Here is a 16,538-nt window from a genome sequence, read left to right as displayed (position 1 = left end):
AAATTTGCCTTGTGCTTTCGGCGGGGCTATGTTCCGCCGCGTTCGAAGGAGAAAGCATGATGCGCGCAAAAATCGCCGAATCCCTGAAGAGCGCGATGAAGGCGCAGGACAAGCACCGGCTGCCGACGCTGCGGCTGATCCAGGCCGCCATCCACGACCGAGACATCGCCAATCGCGGCGCCGGCAAGGAGCCGGCCAGCGACGAGGAGATCCTGCAGATACTGGCCAAGATGGTGAAGCAGCGCGAGGAATCGGCCAAGGCTTTCGAAGACGGCAAGCGGCCGGAACTGGCCGCGCAGGAGCGCGGCGAGATGGAAATCATCCGCGGCTTCCTGCCGACGCAACTGGATGATGCCGCCATAACGGCCGCGGCCCGCGAGGCGATCACCGCCACGGGTGCGGCCAGCCAGAAGGACATGGGCAAGGTGATTTCGGCGCTGAAGCAGAAATATGCCGGCCAGATGGACTTCGGCAAGGCCAGCGGCATCGTCAAGGGCCTACTGCAGTAGGGTTCTTTGCGCCGCCCCTTGTGGGTCGGGCAGCGGAGCATGGCTCATGGTCGAAATCGTCAAACCGGCGCTCGAGCATCTTTCGTCCTACAAGGCAGCGCTGGAGCGTGGCTGGTCGCCCGACAATGTGCGGCTTGAGGAAGCAACGCGCGAACAACTCGCGGCCATCGAAGAGGATCCGGCGGCCTTCCTGGCCAGCCTCGACGATCCCCTGGCGAAGGGTCCGCCGATTACCTTGCCAGACGGTACGAACGTGCCGCGGCTGCCGGGCTTCCGGCGCTGGATCTGGGACGGCGAGGCTGCCGGCTCCATCGGCTTTCGCTGGCAGCACGGCACCGCCGCGCTGCCGCCGCATGTACTCGGCCATATCTGCTATGCCGTGATGCCGTGGAAGCGGCGGCGCGGCTATGCCACCGAAGCGCTGTGGCTGATGCTCGCCGAGGCGAGGGCGGTCGGTCTGCCCTTCGTGGAGATCACCGCCAAGCCGGGCAATCCGGCGTCGCACAAGGTGATAACAGCCAATGGCGGAAAGCTGGTCGGCCGCTTCTCTAGGGATGCCGCCTATGGCGGCGCGGAAAGCCTGCGGTTCCGGATTGATCTGTAGGGCTGGCGGCCGCCTTCGCGCAATGCGGGTCGGCCGACAGCTTGATGGATTGATTCCGGACAGTTCCCCAGTCTGTTGTTAAGTCTTTATCTTTTCGGATCGAAGGTCAGCCGTGTTCGTCCGCGCACAGCGCGTGGTCGGACAGCGCGCGGATAACGTAGCAGTCGCCGACCGTCTTGCCGCCACAGCAGGAAGCGATGCGTTCGAGCTCGGTCTCCAGCCGCCTCAACTGGGCGATCTTTTCCCGCACCGAAAGCAATTGCTCCTCGGCTATCCTGTCGGCGTGACCGCAGGGCTGTTCGGGATGGCCGCTGAGTTCGATCAGCGCGCGGATGTCCTCGACGGCAAAGCCGAGATCGCGGGCATGGCGGATGAAGGCCAGCCGTTCCAGCTCCTGCCTGGAATAGCGGCGCTGGTTGCCTTCCGAACGCTCGGGCGCGGCAACCAGGCCCATCTGCTCGTAGTAGCGGATGGTGGGCACCTTGACCCCGGTGCGGCGAGAAAGATCCCCGATCGAAAACATCAGCTGTTCCTCTTGAAGCTCTAGTGACTAGAGGAATTACAGTGTCTGATATCGAGGTTCAAGAGCCGCGGGCAGATCGCAGGCGAGACAGGCAGGTGATGGAATGACGGCTCCTCTCAAGCAGGCAGGGTTCAGGCAGACGCGGTTCAGGATCGGCGGCATGGACTGCGCCTCCTGTGCGGCCAAGATCGATACGGCGGTGCGCCGTCTCGACGGTGTCGCCGATGTTTCGGTCTCGGTGACCGGCGCCAGCATGACGGTCAGCCACGGTGACGCGCTGCTGGAAGACAAGGTGCTGCAGCAGGTGGCGCGGCTGGGCTATGGCATCGTCAGGGCCGACGCCGGGAGCGATAGGCACGCACCGGCAGGCAAGGTGCAATCAGCCGAGGCTTCGCATCTCCACGGCGATGCCGGCCCGGGGCAGGCGTGGTGGCGCTCGCGTCGCGCCGTGCTGACGCTGGCCTGCGCGGCGGCACTCTTGGCGGCCTACGGCATCGGCCATCTGTTGCCGGCGGCCGAGCGCGGGCTCTTCCTGGCCGCGCTGCTGGTCGGCCTGGTGCCGATCGCCCGCCGCGCGCTGATGGCGGCGCTGGCCGGCACGCCGTTCTCGATCGAGATGCTGATGACGATCGCGGCTGCCGGTGCCGTGATGATCGGCGCCACTGAGGAAGCCGCTGCCGTGGTGGTGCTGTTCCTGATCGGCGAAATGCTGGAAGGCCTGGCGGCCGGCCGCGCGCGGGCGAGCATCCAGGGGCTTGCCGACCTGGTGCCGAAGGTGGCGCTGGTCGAGCGGGCGGGCGGCACGGTCGAGGTTGCCGCGGAAAGGCTTGCGGTCGGCGACGTGATCGTGGTGCGGCCGGGCGACCGTATCCCGGCCGACGGCGAGATCGTCGAGGGTGCGAGCGATATCGACGAGGCGCCGGTGACCGGCGAAAGCATGCCGAAGCGCAAGGGGATTTTCGAACCGGTCTTCGCCGGCACAATCAGCACCGACGGCGTGCTCAAGGTGCGGGTCACCGCTGCCGCGTCGGACAACACCATCGCCCGGGTGGTGCGGCTGGTGGAGGAGGCGCAGGAAGCCAAGGCGCCGACCGAGCGCTTCATCGACCGTTTCTCGCGCTATTATACTCCGGCGGTGCTGGCGGCCGGGGTGCTGGTCGCGGTGCTGCCGCCGCTGCTTGCCGGCGGCGACTGGAACCAATGGATCTACAAGGGCCTGGCGATCCTGCTGATCGGCTGCCCTTGCGCGCTGGTCGTCTCAACGCCGGCAGCGATCGCCGCCGGCCTGGCGACGGGCGCGCGGCGCGGCCTGTTGATGAAAGGCGGCGCGGTGTTGGAGGGGTTTCGCGACATAACAGCCGTCGCCTTCGACAAGACGGGAACGCTGACCGAGGGCAAGCCTGTGGTTACCGACGTGCTGGCATTTGGCCGCGACGAACGCGCCGTGCTGGCGCTGGCGGCGGCGCTCGAGCAGGGCTCCAGCCACCCGCTCGCCATGGCGATCCTTGACCGGGCAAAGGCCGACAAGGCGCCGATGCCGCCGGCATTAGCGGCGAGGGCGATTTCGGGCAAGGGCGTCGAAGGCAGCGTTGGTGGCGTTGCCGCCTTCCTCGGCTCGGGCCAGGCGGCGACCGAACGGGCGACGCTGAGTGAAGCACAGCGCCTCGCGATCGACAGCCTTAACGGCGAGGGCAAGACCGTCTCGGTGCTCTTGGCCAATGGCGCTGTGGCCGGACTGATCGCCATGCGTGACGAGCCAAGGCCGGATGCGGCAGAAGGCATCGCCGCGCTGAAGGCGCTGCGCATCCGCGCGGTCATGCTGACCGGCGACAACCGCCGCACCGCCGAGGCGATCGCCACTTCGCTGGGCATCGATGCGCGGGCGGAACTCCTGCCGCAGGACAAGCAGCGCATCGTCGGCGAGCTGCAGCGCCAGGGGCTGAAGGTGGCCAAGGTCGGCGACGGCATCAACGACGCGCCGGCGCTCGCCGCCGCCGATATCGGCATCGCCATGGGCGGCGGCACGGATGTGGCGCTGGAGACGGCCGACGCGGCGATCCTGCATGGCCGGGTCATGGACGTCGCGCGCATGGTGCGCCTGTCGCGGGCGGTGATGGCCAATATTCACCAGAACATCGGCGTGGCGCTCGGGCTGAAAGCGGTTTTCCTGGTCACCACGATTGCCGGCATCACCGGCCTGTGGCCGGCGATCCTCGCCGATACCGGCGCCACCGTGCTGGTCACCGCCAACGCCATGCGCCTGCTGCGCTGGCGCGGGTGATGCGGCCTTTCGGCCGCTTCAATCCGGCCATTCGAGCCGTCGCAAGGTTGGAAAACCGGCCCGATCTGATCCGTCAGCCATCGAAATCCATCGACAATGCAACATCCCTTTGGCCTTCGAGTTCGGCGAGCCTGCTCTGGAGCGCGTTGCTGATCGAAGCGTAGGCGCCGGCGCCGAACGTCAACCGCCTGGGGGCGGAATCTTGCCCTACGGAGGCGATCATCGCCCCGACCATCTTCTGCGCATCGCCGTTCACCTCGAAGGAGCCTGCGGCAAAAGCCCGGCGCAGATCACCGACCGGCGTGTTCGCATAGGCGTCCGTAGGCTCGGCGCCAACCAGGCCGGCGGCAAAGTTTGTCCGCGTCGGTCCGGGCTCGACGATGGTGAAGGCGATGCCAAACGGCGCGACCTCCTGCCGAACGGATTCGACAAAGCCTTCGATGCCCCATTTGGTGGCGTGATAGAGGCTGAAACCGGGATAAGCCATCTGTCCGCCTTCCGAGGAGATTTGCAGGATCCGGCCGCCGCCCTGTTTCCTCAGATGCGGGAGTGCGGCGCGAATGAGCTGGATCGAGCCGATGAGGTTGGTATCGATCAAGTGGCGGATCTGGTCGTCAGCCAGTTCTTCCGCCGCGCCGAACAGGCCATAGCCGGCATTGCTGACAATGACGTCGATGCGGCCGAGATCATGAAAAGCCTTGTCGATCGTCCGCCGCATGGCTTCGGTGTCGGTAACGTCAAGGGAAGCAATCCAAAGGCGATCGCCATGATCGGCCTTCAGGTCGGCAAGTGCTTCAGATTTGCGCACAGTTGCGGCTACGCGGTCGCCGCGGGCCAAAAGTTTTTCCGTCAGCAGCCGGCCGAAGCCGGAGGAGGTACCAGTGATGAACCATGTCTTGGTCGTGGGGGAAATATTGGTCATGGGAGAAGTCCTTGCTCGCCGAGCCGCGTGATCGCGGCTATCTCCGCACAAGATATCCCTTCCAATTCATGATACTATCCGATCAATCTTGCATGAGTTGGTGAAAATTCCCCATGAATGACGGAGCCGACCTTCGCGAACTGACCGCACTTGTCGCAATTGTCTCTCATCGCAGCTTCCGCAAGGCGGCGGACGGTCTTGGCCTCTCGCCTTCAACGCTAAGCCACATGATGCGGGCGTTGGAGCGGGACATGGGCGTGCGCCTGCTCAATCGCACCACGCGCAGCGTGGCGCCGACAGAGGCCGGCGAACGGCTCGTCTCGCGCCTGGAACCGCTGCTGCGGGACATAGACGCGGCCCTTGCGGAGGTGGACAATTTCCGCAACCTGCCGGCAGGCACGCTACGGATCAATACCAGCGAGATCGCAGCAAGGCTGCTGCTCAAATCCACGCTGCCGGTTTTTCTCAGACGCTTCCCACAGGTTTCGCTCGATCTCGTCACCGAGGGGAGGTTGGTCGATATCGTTGCCGAAGGCTTTGACGCTGGCATCCGCCTTGGCGAGGCCATGCCGCAAGACATGGTCGCGGTACGCTTCGGCGGCGAGACGCGCTTCATTGCCGTCGCGTCGCCGGCCTATCTCGCCACCCGCCAGGTTCCGAGAGTGCCGGACGACCTGAAGGATCACAGCTGCATCCGATTCCGCCTGCCGAGCGGCAAGCCCTATCGTTGGGAGTTCGAGAAACATGGCCAGGAAATCTCGATCGATGTCCCCGGCATGCTCACTCTCGATCATATGGAACTGATGGCCGAGGCAGCGGTCGATGGCTTGGGAATCGCTTACATCTCCGACAGGTCTGCCCAATCCTGCATTGAGCGGGGAACGCTCGTCACCGTGCTGGACGATTGGTGCCCGCCCATTCCCGGCCTGTTCCTCTACTATCCCGGTCATCGGCTCGTGCCGCCGGCCCTGCGCGCCTTTATCGATGTGCTGAAAGAGACAGGCTGAACGAGCTATCCGCGCGGGCGCTGTCGTCTATTCGGCTGCGGCCGGCAGCGGCGGCGCGGCCTTGCTGCGCCATTCCGAAACATGCGAAGCGACCGCGACCGCCACGGCGACCAGCATGGCGATCGCGCCGGCCACCGGCAGGCTGCGGTAGCCGTAGCCGGCATTGAGCATGGCGGCTCCTAGGGATGCGGCCAGCGCGATCCCGACGTTGAAGCCGGACGGGATCAGCGAGGAGGCAAGGTTAGAGGCGTCCGCTGTCCAGGTCAGGATACGGGTCTGGATCGGCGTGCCGATGGCGAAGCTGAGGCCACCCCAGATGACGATCGAGACGATCATCGGCACGGGATAGGGGCTGACGGCGTAGATGATGGCAAGCGTGGCCGCCTGCAGGAAAAGCATGGTGATCAGCGATGGCATCAGCTTCCAGTCGGCAAGCTTGCCGCCGAGGAAGACGCCAATTGTGGCGCCAACGCCGTTGAGCAGCAGCACCCAGGGCACAAGGCTCTCGTCGAGGCCGGTGACCTCAAGCAATGTCGGCGTGATGTAGGTGAACAGGGTGAACTGGCCGATCATCAGCATCAGCATGAGGATCAGCGAGGTCCAAACCTGCTGGCGGGCCAGCACGCGCACCTCGCGGGCAAACCCGGCCGGTCGGTTCGATGCACCTGTCGTGCGCGGCAGAAGCGCCACCATGGCCAAGGTCGCCACCACGCCCAGTGCGCACATCACCCAGAAGGTGGCGCGCCAGCCCCAGAGACTGCCGATCGCCGTGCCGGCCGGCACACCGATGACGTTGGAGACGGTGAGACCGGACAGGATGACCGCCACGGCCATGCCGCGCTTGTCCTTCGGCACAAGGCCAACCGCGACCACCATGGCGACGCCGAAATAGGCGCCATGCGCCACTGCCACGGCAATGCGCAAAAGCAGCATGGATGAAAAGTCGGGCGCCAGCGCGCAGGCGGCCTGGCCGATGGTGAAGGCGATGGCGAGGCCGAGCAGCAAGGCCTTGCGGGAAATGCCGTTGGTGGCAAGGGCCAATAGCGGGCCGCCGATGGCGATACCGCCGGCATAGCCGGAGACGAGATAGCCGGCGGTCGGAACCGAAACGTCAAGTCCTTGCGCCACCTGTGGCAGCACGCCGGCGATGACGAATTCGGTGGTGCCGAAGGCGAAGGCGGCAAAGAACAGAGCGAAGAGGGGCAGCATGACGCGAAAAGCGATCCTGAAATGAGTTGGCCTCAAATCACGGATAGGCGCCGCGGGCAATGCAGAAATTGTCGAGGCTACTTTAGGCTTTCTTGACTGGGTTCGATCCGGCCGGTTGCGGTGCCAAAAAATGGCCAAGCAAAAAAGGCAAGCGCGCCGCGTTCGACCGGCCTCATGCGACGCGCTTGTTTCTTGTTTTTATGCATGTCGTTACCGCAAAACCGCTGCACACCCTCGGTTCAAGCCCGAGGGCATGCTTTTGCGCGACATGCATTAGACCGGGGTCTTTCTCCCGTAAGGGATTTTCAGCCACGCCCGCTCGTGAAGGTAATAGAGCAGTGACTTGGTGACGACTTCGGTCAGGCCGATGGCCGCGGCGAGCTTGATGCTTCCGGTCACGACGAGCGAAATGATTATCGTGTCGATGGTGCCGGTAACGCGCCAGGAAAGCGCCTTGGCGAAGCTGCGCGAATGGGTATCCATCGGCTGATTATCCTCCCAGTAGACCGGGCGATCCTTAGCCGAGACACCTAAGGATGAGCAAAGACTAATTTTCCTGTTTTGGTGCGAAGGGTAGAAGCTGGTTCCAAGCCGATGCTCCCAGCAGCAATTTTCGGCTTGCAGGCGGGCCTTAAGCGCGGCGCGCCGAAACGGATTCAGGCGACGCGCTCAAGTCTTTGTTTATGCATGTCGTTTTGCCAAAACCGCTGCGCACTTTTGGGCGACATGCATTAACCGGCCTTCAGCCGCGAGCCGCCGAGCAGGCCGCGTTCTTCCAGCACGGGATAGGCCATCGAGGCGAGCAGCGAGTTGATCTGTTTCAAGTCGCGGATCGTGTCGAGATGGATGGAACTGGTCTCGACGCTCTTGGCGCTGCCGTCGCGCAGCCGCACGAAATGGCTGGCGCTCGTCTCCTTCTCGCGGTCGCGCAGCCGGTCCTTTTCGAGCACGAGCTGGCGCGCGGTCTCGGCGTCGCGCGACACCAGCACGTTGAAGGCGAGCCGCGCATTGGCAAGCACCGAGGCATGGAAGGCGGAGAGCTCGCGCCAGCCTTCGGGCGTGAATTCCAGCCCGCGCTCGAGCTTTTTCCTGACATGCACCAGCATGTTGCGCACGATGATGTCGCCGACCTGCTCGAGCTTGACGCAGGCGCCGATCAGCTCCTGGCAACGCAGCGCCTCGTCCTCGGAGAGCGGGTTCTTGGTGACCTTGGCGAGATAGAGCTTGATCGCCGCGTGTTTCTTGTCGACGCGGTCATCGAGCGCGGCCAGCGCCTTGATCTTGCCGGCGTCGGCGCTCTCGTAGAGCTCGATGATGCGTTTCAGCATGATCTCGACCGTCTCGCAGACCCGCACCACCTCGCGGGTGGCGTTGGCCAGCGCCTGGCTCGGCGTGTCGAGGGCACTTTCATTGAGCGCCGACAGCTCGATGATTTCGAGCGACTCGGGCGGCGCTGGCCTGGTGCCAAGCGCGACGATCTTCTCGGAGGCGCGGTAGACCAGCCCGGCCAGCGGCAGGCCGGCAAGCAGGATCAGCACATTGAACATGATGTGGGCGTTGACGATCTGGTCGGGCACGGTGGTGCCGAGAAAGGCGACCGGCGGCTTGAACGACAGGAACAGGATGAGCATGACCAGCGAGCCCATGCCGCGCATCAGGAGGTTGCCGATCGGCACGACGCGCACGCCTGGCTCCGCATTGCGGGTGAGCAGCGGCGCGATGATCGATGAGCCGAGATTGACGCCGAGCACCAGCACGATGCCGAGTTCTGGCGGGATGAAGCCACGGCCGGCAAGGGTGACCATCAGCAGAACTGCGGCGATCGAGGAATGGAACAGCCAGGTGACCAGTGCGGCCAGCAGATAGGCGGTGACCGGGTCGCCGGAGAAGTAGTTGACGATGACCGGCATCAGCGTGCTCTGGCGCAGCGGCTCCGACGCCTGGCCGATCATTTCCAGCGACAGGACGAGCAGGCCGATACCGACCAGGATGCGACCGAACTGGCGCCAGTCGCGCCGCTCGGTGGCCATGAACATGATCGTGCCGGCGACAAGGCAGACCGGCACCAGCAGCGTGAGGTCAAAGGTGAGCAGCTTGACCACCAGCGCCGAGCCGATCTCGGCGCCGCGCACGGCCAACTGGCCCGACATGCCGCTGACGATGCCGGCGCCTGCGAAGGAGCCGACCAGCAAGGTGACGGCGGTGGAGCTTTGCAAAGCGATCGACAGGCCGCAGCCGGCGAGGACCGCCATGAAGGGATTGCGCATGGTGGCGCGCAGCCTGTGGCGCAGCACATCGCCATAGGCGCGCTCGACGCCGGTCTTCACCATGCGGGTGGCAAACAGCATCAGCGCCACCGCGCCGGCAAGATGCAAGAGGACGACGGAGCCGCTCATGGCGATCTCGGCAATCCGGCAGGCGTCAATAGCACGGGCATCGTGATGGCAACGGGCGCAAGAGGGGTTGAATCATGGACATTGCAAGGGTCGACATTACTCTGATTGCGCTTAGCCGGGTAATAAATTTTGCCCGATTCGGGCGGCGGCCGGCGCGCGACAGGGCGTGTCGGAAATGGATGGATGACAAAATGGTTGCATCGCCTGCCGCCCTGCGCGGGCTACTTAATCAGGTACTGGCCAGAGATTCAGATCCGCTTTGATGAGAGTGTTGAATTAGAAGATGTAAATATAGGAAATCATTACAAAAACGTAATCTGCCTATTCAGTTTCGGTTCATCCTTCGGGCGCTACTCCTTGGGCATCGACAACCCAGGAGTACCCACCATGAAACGCATCATTCTTTCCGCAGTCGCCCTCTCGATGCTGGCCGCCACATCCCTGACCGGCCAGGCAGCTCCGCTCAATGCGCCTCTTACACCGCAGTCGAATTACAGCCAGGTCGACTGGAAGAAGCCCGGCAAGCACGTCGACGTCAGGAAGCGCGTCGTGGTGAAGAAGAAGGTGGTCGTCGTGAAGAGGAGCCATTGGCGCAACGGACAGAAATATTCCAGCTGGAAGCGTCATCAGCCGATCCGCGACTATGGCCGCTATGGCCTGCATCGTCCCGGCCGCGGGCAGGAGTGGATCCGCGTCGGCAACGACTACGTGCTGGTCAGCATTGTCTCCGGCATCATTTTCGGCGCCATCGCCGCACAATAACCATTGCAGCGTTTGACCGGCGGTTCGCCGGGACGATGAAGGAAAGGCGGCCCTCGATGGCCGCCTTTCTTTTTGCCCTGTGAAAAACGGGTATGGCCGGCAATAGGAGTCGTCGGGCTTCGCCGGCATGATTATATGGAGCCCATGCGCTTTCCGCCCGCCTTTCTCGACGAGATACGCGACCGCGTGCCGATTTCATCGGTCATCGGCCAGCGCGTCGCGTGGGACAGGAAGAAGACCAACGCGCCGCGCGGTGATTATTGGGCGTGCTGTCCCTTCCATGGCGAGAAGAGCCCGTCCTTCCATTGCGAGGACAAGAAGGGCCGCTATCACTGCTTCGGCTGTTCGGTCTCGGGCGATCATTTCAAGTTCCTCACCGAACTTGATGGGATGAGCTTTCCCGAAGCGGTCGAGAAGATCGCCGACATGGCCGGTGTGCCGATGCCGGTGCGCGATGCCCAGGAAGAGCGGCGCGAGAAGGAGCGCGCCAGCCTGACCGATGTCATGGAGATGGCGACGGTCTTCTTCCAGGAGCGGCTGCAGGGGCCGGAGGGCGCCAAGGCCCGTGCGTATCTGCGCGAGCGCGGGCTGACGCCGGCGACGCAGCAATCGTTCCGCCTCGGTTATGCGCCGGACAGCCGCAATGCGCTCAAGGAGCACCTTGCCGCCAAGGGCGTGCCAAAGGCCGATATCGAGGCCTGCGGGTTGGTGCGCCATGGCGACGACATTCCGGTCTCCTACGACTGGTTCCGCGACCGCATCATGTTTCCGATCCCCGATTCCAGAGGCAAGATCATCGCCTTCGGCGGACGCGCGCTGGCGCCGGATGCGCTGGCCAAATACATGAACTCGCCTGACACCGAGCTCTTCCACAAGGGCAATGTGCTCTACAATTTCGCCCGCGCCCGCAAAGCGCTGGCCAAAGGCGGCACGGTCATCGCCGTCGAAGGCTATATGGATGTCATCGCGTTGGCGCAGGCCGGCTTCGAAAATGCCGTGGCGCCGCTCGGCACCGCGCTCACCGAAAACCAGCTGGAACTTCTGTGGCGCATGGCGCCCGAGCCGATGCTGTGCTTCGACGGCGACAAGGCCGGGCTGAAGGCGGCATGGCGGGCCGCCGACATGGTGCTGCCGGCAGTTCAGGCCGGCCGTTCGGCGCGCTTTGCGCTGTTGCCCGAAGGCAAGGATCCCGACGATCTGGTCAAGGCCGAAGGCCCGGACGCGTTCCGTGCCGTACTGGCCGAGGCTCGGCCGCTGGTAGACCTGTTGTGGATGCGCGAGACGGCAGGCGGCGTCTTCGACACGCCGGAGCGTCGGGCGGAGCTCGAAAAGACGCTGCGCGAGCTGACCGGCCGTATCCGCGACGAAAGCCTGCGCTATCACTACCAACAGGAAATGCGCGAGCGGGTGCTGAGCTTTTTCGGGGCTCAGCGTGGTCCCCGGCCAGGTCGCCAGGACGGCCGACCTGGCCAGGGCAAGGCGGCGGCGCCGGGCGGACAGTTTGCCAAGGGCGGCGGCGGCCGCATTGCGATCACCGAAAGCCTCGGTCAATCGGCACTTGTCAAGCGCGGCAGTGGAGGCATGTCGGTGCGCGAGGCGACGATCATCGTGGCGCTGATCAACCACCCGGCGCTGATCGACGAGAATTTCGCGCATGTTGAATTTCTCGATCTGGCCAACACCGAGCTGAGGCGGCTGCACGCGGCAATCCTCGATGCGATGGCGCATGACATGGCCGACGACCGCAATGCGGTCATCGCGACAATCGAGCGGGCCGGCTGCGGCGATATCTGGGATCGAGCGGTGGCTCTGATCAAGCGCGCGCGGCAATGGCCGGCGCTGGAAAGCGCGGGACTTGACGATGCTCGCGACGCCTTCAACCAGGCACTGCACTTGCAGCGCAGCGCGCGCACCTTACATAGAGAGCTGAAACAGGCGCAGGCAGCGCTCGATCAGGATCCCTCGGACGAAAACTTCCGGCATCTGCTCGAGATTCAGGCGCAATTCAACGATGTACAAGCAACGGAAGCGCTAATCGAAGGGTTTGGCGTGTCCTCGGGCAGGGCTGGACGCGCATAGGCAAAACCTGCGCAAGGAATGAAGTGGAAATGGGCGGCGCGTCGAATCGACGCCTCTAAGTCGGGTAATTGATTCGCTTTTTTCATGCGAATCATGCGAGAGGCGCTTGACCTTCTTGCAGAATGGCGGAATCAGGACGATTCGAAACGTTAACCCGTGCCCGGCGTCGACGGGAATTGAGCGATGTTAGGTACTGGTCACTGGACAGGCCGCCAGCCTGCCACAGATATCAGGGTTAATCTGGACTTAATGCATGAAGCCCAAAAGTGGAAACCGGTTTTGGGGTACGGCATGCTTAAAAACAAAGACTTGATGCGGTTACTGGCCCGGCGAAGTGCGTTTGAAGCGAGCGCATCCGATTTGACCGGCCCGGCAGCTTACGCGGCTTAGATACGCAGCCGCTTGGAGACGATAAAGAATGGCGACAAAGGAAAAGGAAGAGGTCGAGACCGAACGTGAAGGCGCCACCGATGGGCCTCTGCTCGACCTTTCCGATGATGCTGTCAAGAAGATGATCAAGGCCGCCAAGAAGCGCGGCTACGTCACCATGGACGAACTGAATTCGGTGCTGCCCTCGGAGGAAGTGACTTCCGAGCAGATCGAGGACACGATGGCGATGCTCTCCGACATGGGCATCAACGTGGTCGAGGACGACGAGCAGGGCGAGGAGCCCGAAGCCGCCGACGCGACTGCCGACGCCGAGGAAGACGCCAACGAGCTGGCCGAGCAGACCGGCACGGCCGTTGCCGCCACCACCACCAAGAAGGAACCGACCGATCGCACCGACGATCCGGTCCGCATGTATCTGCGCGAGATGGGCTCGGTCGAGCTTTTGTCGCGCGAGGGCGAAATCGCGATTGCCAAGCGCATCGAGGCCGGCCGCGAGACGATGATCGCGGGCCTGTGCGAAAGCCCGCTGACCTTCCAGGCGATTATCATCTGGCGCGACGAGCTCAACGAATCCAAGATCCTGTTGCGCGAGATCATCGATCTCGAGGCGACCTATGCCGGCCCTGAAGCCAAGCAGGCGCCCGTGGTCGAGCGCATCGAGGAAACCCCCAAGGTCGAGGAGAAGCCGCGCCGCGCCTCACGCGAGGACGAGGACGACATCACCAATGTCGGCGGCGACACACGCGGCCTGACTGATGACGACGACGACGACGAGGACGAGGCCAGCCTGTCGCTGGCGGCGATGGAAGCCGAACTGCGTCCTCAGGTGATGGAGACGCTCGACGTCATTGCCGACACCTACAAGAAGTTACGCAAGTTGCAGGACCAGCAGGTCGAGAACCGGCTGGCCGCCGCAGGCACCTTGTCGCCCAGCCAGGACCGCCGGCTGAAGGAACTGAAAGACCAGCTCATCAAGGCGGTCAAGTCGCTGTCCCTGAACACGGCGCGCATCGAGGCGCTGGTCGAGCAGCTCTATGACATCAACAAGCGTCTGGTGCAGAACGAGGGCAAGCTGCTGAGGCTCGCCGAAAGCTATGGCGTGCGCCGCGAGGAGTTCCTGAAGGAATATCAGGGTTCGGAACTCGACCCCAACTGGACGCGCTCGATCGGCAATCTGACCTCGCGCGGCTGGAAGGAATTCACCAAGAACGAGAAGGACGCGATCCGCGACCTGCGCGCCGAGATCCAGAACCTCGCCACCGAAACGGCGATCTCGATCCTGGAATTCCGCAAGATCGTCAACCAGGTGCAGAAGGGCGAGCGCGAAGCCGCAATCGCCAAGAAGGAAATGGTGGAGGCAAACCTGCGCCTCGTCATTTCCATTGCCAAGAAATACACCAATCGCGGTCTGCAATTCCTCGATCTGATTCAGGAAGGCAATATCGGCCTGATGAAGGCGGTCGACAAATTCGAATACCGCCGCGGCTACAAGTTCTCGACCTACGCGACCTGGTGGATCCGGCAGGCAATCACCCGCTCGATCGCCGATCAGGCGCGCACCATCCGCATCCCGGTGCACATGATCGAGACGATCAACAAGATCGTGCGCACCTCGCGCCAGATGCTGCACGAGATCGGCCGCGAGCCGACACCGGAGGAACTGGCGGAAAAGCTCGCCATGCCGCTGGAAAAAGTGCGCAAGGTGCTGAAGATCGCCAAGGAGCCGATCTCGCTCGAAACGCCGGTCGGCGACGAGGAGGATTCGCATCTCGGCGATTTCATCGAGGACAAGATGGCGATCCTGCCGATCGACGCGGCGATCCAGGCCAATCTGCGCGAGACCACCACACGCGTGCTGGCCTCGCTGACGCCGCGCGAGGAGCGTGTGCTCAGAATGCGCTTCGGCATCGGCATGAACACCGATCACACGCTGGAGGAAGTCGGCCAGCAGTTCTCGGTCACCCGCGAGCGTATCCGCCAGATCGAAGCCAAGGCGCTGCGCAAGCTCAAGCATCCGAGCCGTTCGCGCAAGCTCAGGAGTTTCCTCGATAGCTGATGCAGGCAACCGGCCATGCATGAATTGAGGGCGCCGATGGCGCCCTTTTTCGTTCGCGGCAGGGATGCCCTTACGCGAACCGCTTGCGGCTCGTGCCAGCCGGGAGGATAATTCCCGTGTCGGATGCATTTCTGGGCGACAACCCGGATGCCCGCCCCGGCGCAGGCCGTGAACGGCCGACCGCCGTGCTCCGTGGCGCCGGAGGGAGGTGTGCCATGACGACTTACATCGTGCTGATCAACTGGACGGAACAAGGCGCCAGAAATGTGCGCGACTCGCCGAAGCGGCTCGATGCCGCCAAAAAGCTCCTGGGAGACATGGGTGGCACGTTCAAGGCGTTTTATCTCACCATGGGCGAATGCGACATGGTGGCGGTGGTCGAGGCGCCGGACGACGCGGTACTCGCCCGCTTTGCGCTGATGCTGGCGTCGGGCGGCAACGTGAAGACGCGAACGCTCAAGGCCTTCCCGGAATTTGCCTATCGCGAGATCATCGCTTCGCTCGGATGAGACGTTGCACGGCTCAAATTCCATCCAGCGAGTTCACATTACACAGATGATCAGGCGCCGCTTGACGGCGCCTGATCAGCAGATATTGAGGAGGAATGCTGCTCTCGCTCGAGAAGAACTTCATTTTCATCCACATCCCGAAGACGGCCGGGTCGTCGATCACGCGCGCGCTCAGGCCGTGGTGCCTGAAGCCGAAGCGGACGCAGTGGCGACGCCTCTTGTCGCATCTGCCGGTTCGCGAGACGCCGGAAAAGGCGGCGCTCAGACAGCATGACAAGGCGGACTGGGTGCGGCGTAAGCTGCCCGATCCGCTCTATGACGGCGCCTACAAATTCGCCGTGGTGCGCAATCCTTTCGATCTGGCCGTCTCCAACTATTATCATTTGCGCAGAAGCACCACGCGCCATCGGCGTCGCCAGGCACAGAATTGGGACTTCAAGACGTTCCTGCGCTATCTCGAACGCAAGAACCGGTTTTCACGCGTGGATCAGACGAGCTGGATTTCGGACCGGCGTGGCAACCTCATCGTCGACGAGATCCTGCATTTCGAAACGCTGACTGACGAGTTCAATATGGTGGTGGAAAGGCTCGGCTTGCCTGGCGAGATAAAGCTTCCCCGGGTGAACGCCAATCCGCCTTTCGACTACCGCGCGCATTATGATGACGAGGCCAGGAGCATCGTCCAAAGGCTCTATTCCAGGGATTTCGAGCGTTTCGGCTACGCATTCTGATTTTTTCGCCCGATCCCGGCGCAGTCGCGGACCTGTTGCTGGGCATCGGCGTTTCGCGGATAGTCCTGGTGGTTCCCAGGTCGCTTTGAAACACATGCCGAAGCCACTGCTGACTATCTGGTACAACACCCGCTGTCCGGTCTGCGATGCCGGCATTGGCAGGCAGAAGCGGCGGCTGATCGAAGCGGTCAAGGCCGGCCGCATCGCGTTTCGCGACATCAATGCCGAACCCGGGGCACTGGCCGGCTACGGCGCGTCGCTGGAGGACATCCGCCGCCGGCTGCACGCAACCGACGCCGACGGCAGGCTGGTGGTCGGCGCCGACGTCGCGATTGCCGTCTGGAGGGCCACGCCGGGCGAGGGCTGGCTGGCAACGCTGTTCGGCAATCCTGTAGTGCTGCCGCTGACGCGCTTTATTTACGATCGCTTCGCCGATCTCCTCTACGGCTGGAACCGGCGCAAGGGCCGCTGGTAGCGCTTGACAAGTCAATCCCGCTGGCACCGTTTTAGATACATCGTAAGATATATCTTGACTTGGCCGAAGTCGCTCTCTAATTAAG

15 protein-coding genes are annotated in these 16,538 nt (G+C 63.4%); 10 read left to right on the top strand and 5 right to left on the bottom strand.

Features of this window, described 5'->3' with window-relative positions:
• The first annotated feature begins 59 nt into the window (after nucleotides 1-59).
• Nucleotides 60-509 carry a GatB/YqeY domain-containing protein gene (locus CN311_RS07935; RefSeq protein ID WP_097572843.1) on the top strand — a complete coding sequence of 150 codons (450 nt, stop codon included), beginning with the start codon at nucleotides 60-62 and terminating at the stop codon, nucleotides 507-509.
• Between the two features lie 46 nt (nucleotides 510-555).
• Complete coding sequence (locus CN311_RS07930) at nucleotides 556-1,113, top strand: GNAT family N-acetyltransferase (RefSeq protein ID WP_097572773.1); 558 nt, start codon at nucleotides 556-558, stop codon at nucleotides 1,111-1,113.
• 106 nt (nucleotides 1,114-1,219) lie between these two features.
• On the opposite strand, the gene CN311_RS07925 is transcribed toward CN311_RS07930, so the two are convergent.
• A complete protein-coding gene (locus tag CN311_RS07925) occupies nucleotides 1,220-1,636 on the bottom strand; it encodes a MerR family transcriptional regulator (protein ID WP_097572772.1) in 417 nt (138 codons plus the stop codon).
• Between the two features lie 103 nt (nucleotides 1,637-1,739).
• Here CN311_RS07925 and CN311_RS07920 point away from each other — a divergent pair, with 103 nt between their 5' ends.
• Nucleotides 1,740-3,917: a heavy metal translocating P-type ATPase gene (locus CN311_RS07920; protein WP_097572771.1), complete on the top strand. Its 2,178-nt coding sequence runs from the start codon at nucleotides 1,740-1,742 to the stop codon at nucleotides 3,915-3,917.
• 73 nt (nucleotides 3,918-3,990) lie between these two features.
• Here CN311_RS07920 and CN311_RS07915 read toward each other — a convergent pair whose 3' ends face one another.
• The gene (locus CN311_RS07915; protein ID WP_097572770.1) at nucleotides 3,991-4,839 is read right to left on the bottom strand and encodes an SDR family oxidoreductase; all 849 of its coding nucleotides are present in this window, start codon (nucleotides 4,837-4,839) and stop codon (nucleotides 3,991-3,993) included.
• A gap of 113 nt (nucleotides 4,840-4,952) precedes the next feature.
• On the opposite strand from CN311_RS07915, the gene CN311_RS07910 reads away from it, so the two are divergent.
• The gene (locus tag CN311_RS07910) at nucleotides 4,953-5,846 is read left to right on the top strand and encodes a LysR family transcriptional regulator (protein WP_097572769.1); all 894 of its coding nucleotides are present in this window, start codon (nucleotides 4,953-4,955) and stop codon (nucleotides 5,844-5,846) included.
• 27 nt (nucleotides 5,847-5,873) lie between these two features.
• Here CN311_RS07910 and CN311_RS07905 read toward each other — a convergent pair whose 3' ends face one another.
• From CN311_RS07905 to CN311_RS07895, 3 genes are all read right to left on the bottom strand, one after another.
• Complete coding sequence (locus CN311_RS07905) at nucleotides 5,874-7,055, bottom strand: MFS transporter (protein ID WP_097572768.1); 1,182 nt, start codon at nucleotides 7,053-7,055, stop codon at nucleotides 5,874-5,876.
• A gap of 273 nt (nucleotides 7,056-7,328) precedes the next feature.
• Nucleotides 7,329-7,538, bottom strand: a complete 210-nt coding sequence (locus tag CN311_RS07900; protein WP_097572767.1) for a DUF2061 domain-containing protein — start codon at nucleotides 7,536-7,538, stop codon at nucleotides 7,329-7,331.
• Between the two features lie 248 nt (nucleotides 7,539-7,786).
• On the bottom strand, nucleotides 7,787-9,451 hold the full coding sequence (locus CN311_RS07895) for a Na/Pi cotransporter family protein (protein WP_097572766.1): 1,665 nt from the start codon (nucleotides 9,449-9,451) through the stop codon (nucleotides 7,787-7,789).
• Nucleotides 9,452-9,838: 387 nt separating this feature from the next.
• On the opposite strand from CN311_RS07895, the gene CN311_RS07890 reads away from it, so the two are divergent.
• The 6 genes from CN311_RS07890 (at nucleotide 9,839) to CN311_RS07865 (ending at nucleotide 16,453) form a co-directional block, all read left to right on the top strand.
• Nucleotides 9,839-10,213 (top strand): RcnB family protein, encoded by a 375-nt coding sequence (locus CN311_RS07890; protein WP_097572765.1) that lies wholly within the window; start codon nucleotides 9,839-9,841, stop codon nucleotides 10,211-10,213.
• Nucleotides 10,214-10,357: 144 nt separating this feature from the next.
• Nucleotides 10,358-12,292 (top strand): DNA primase, encoded by a 1,935-nt coding sequence (gene dnaG, locus CN311_RS07885; protein WP_097572842.1) that lies wholly within the window; start codon nucleotides 10,358-10,360, stop codon nucleotides 12,290-12,292.
• A 418-nt stretch (nucleotides 12,293-12,710) separates the two neighbouring features.
• Nucleotides 12,711-14,738: an RNA polymerase sigma factor RpoD gene (gene rpoD / locus CN311_RS07880; RefSeq protein ID WP_097572764.1), complete on the top strand. Its 2,028-nt coding sequence runs from the start codon at nucleotides 12,711-12,713 to the stop codon at nucleotides 14,736-14,738.
• Nucleotides 14,739-14,953: 215 nt separating this feature from the next.
• A complete protein-coding gene (locus CN311_RS07875; protein WP_097572841.1) occupies nucleotides 14,954-15,247 on the top strand; it encodes a GYD domain-containing protein in 294 nt (97 codons plus the stop codon).
• Nucleotides 15,248-15,342: 95 nt separating this feature from the next.
• A complete protein-coding gene (locus CN311_RS07870) occupies nucleotides 15,343-15,978 on the top strand; it encodes a sulfotransferase family 2 domain-containing protein (RefSeq protein WP_097572763.1) in 636 nt (211 codons plus the stop codon).
• A gap of 94 nt (nucleotides 15,979-16,072) precedes the next feature.
• A complete protein-coding gene (locus tag CN311_RS07865) occupies nucleotides 16,073-16,453 on the top strand; it encodes a thiol-disulfide oxidoreductase DCC family protein (RefSeq protein ID WP_208866455.1) in 381 nt (126 codons plus the stop codon).
• Nucleotides 16,454-16,538 lie beyond the last annotated feature (85 nt).

This window comes from Mesorhizobium sanjuanii, assembly GCF_002529485.1.
Taxonomy (GTDB): domain Bacteria; phylum Pseudomonadota; class Alphaproteobacteria; order Rhizobiales; family Rhizobiaceae; genus Mesorhizobium; species Mesorhizobium sanjuanii.
The sequence above is the reverse complement of the archived record's forward strand: the minus strand, read 5'-3'. Positions and strand labels throughout refer to the sequence as shown.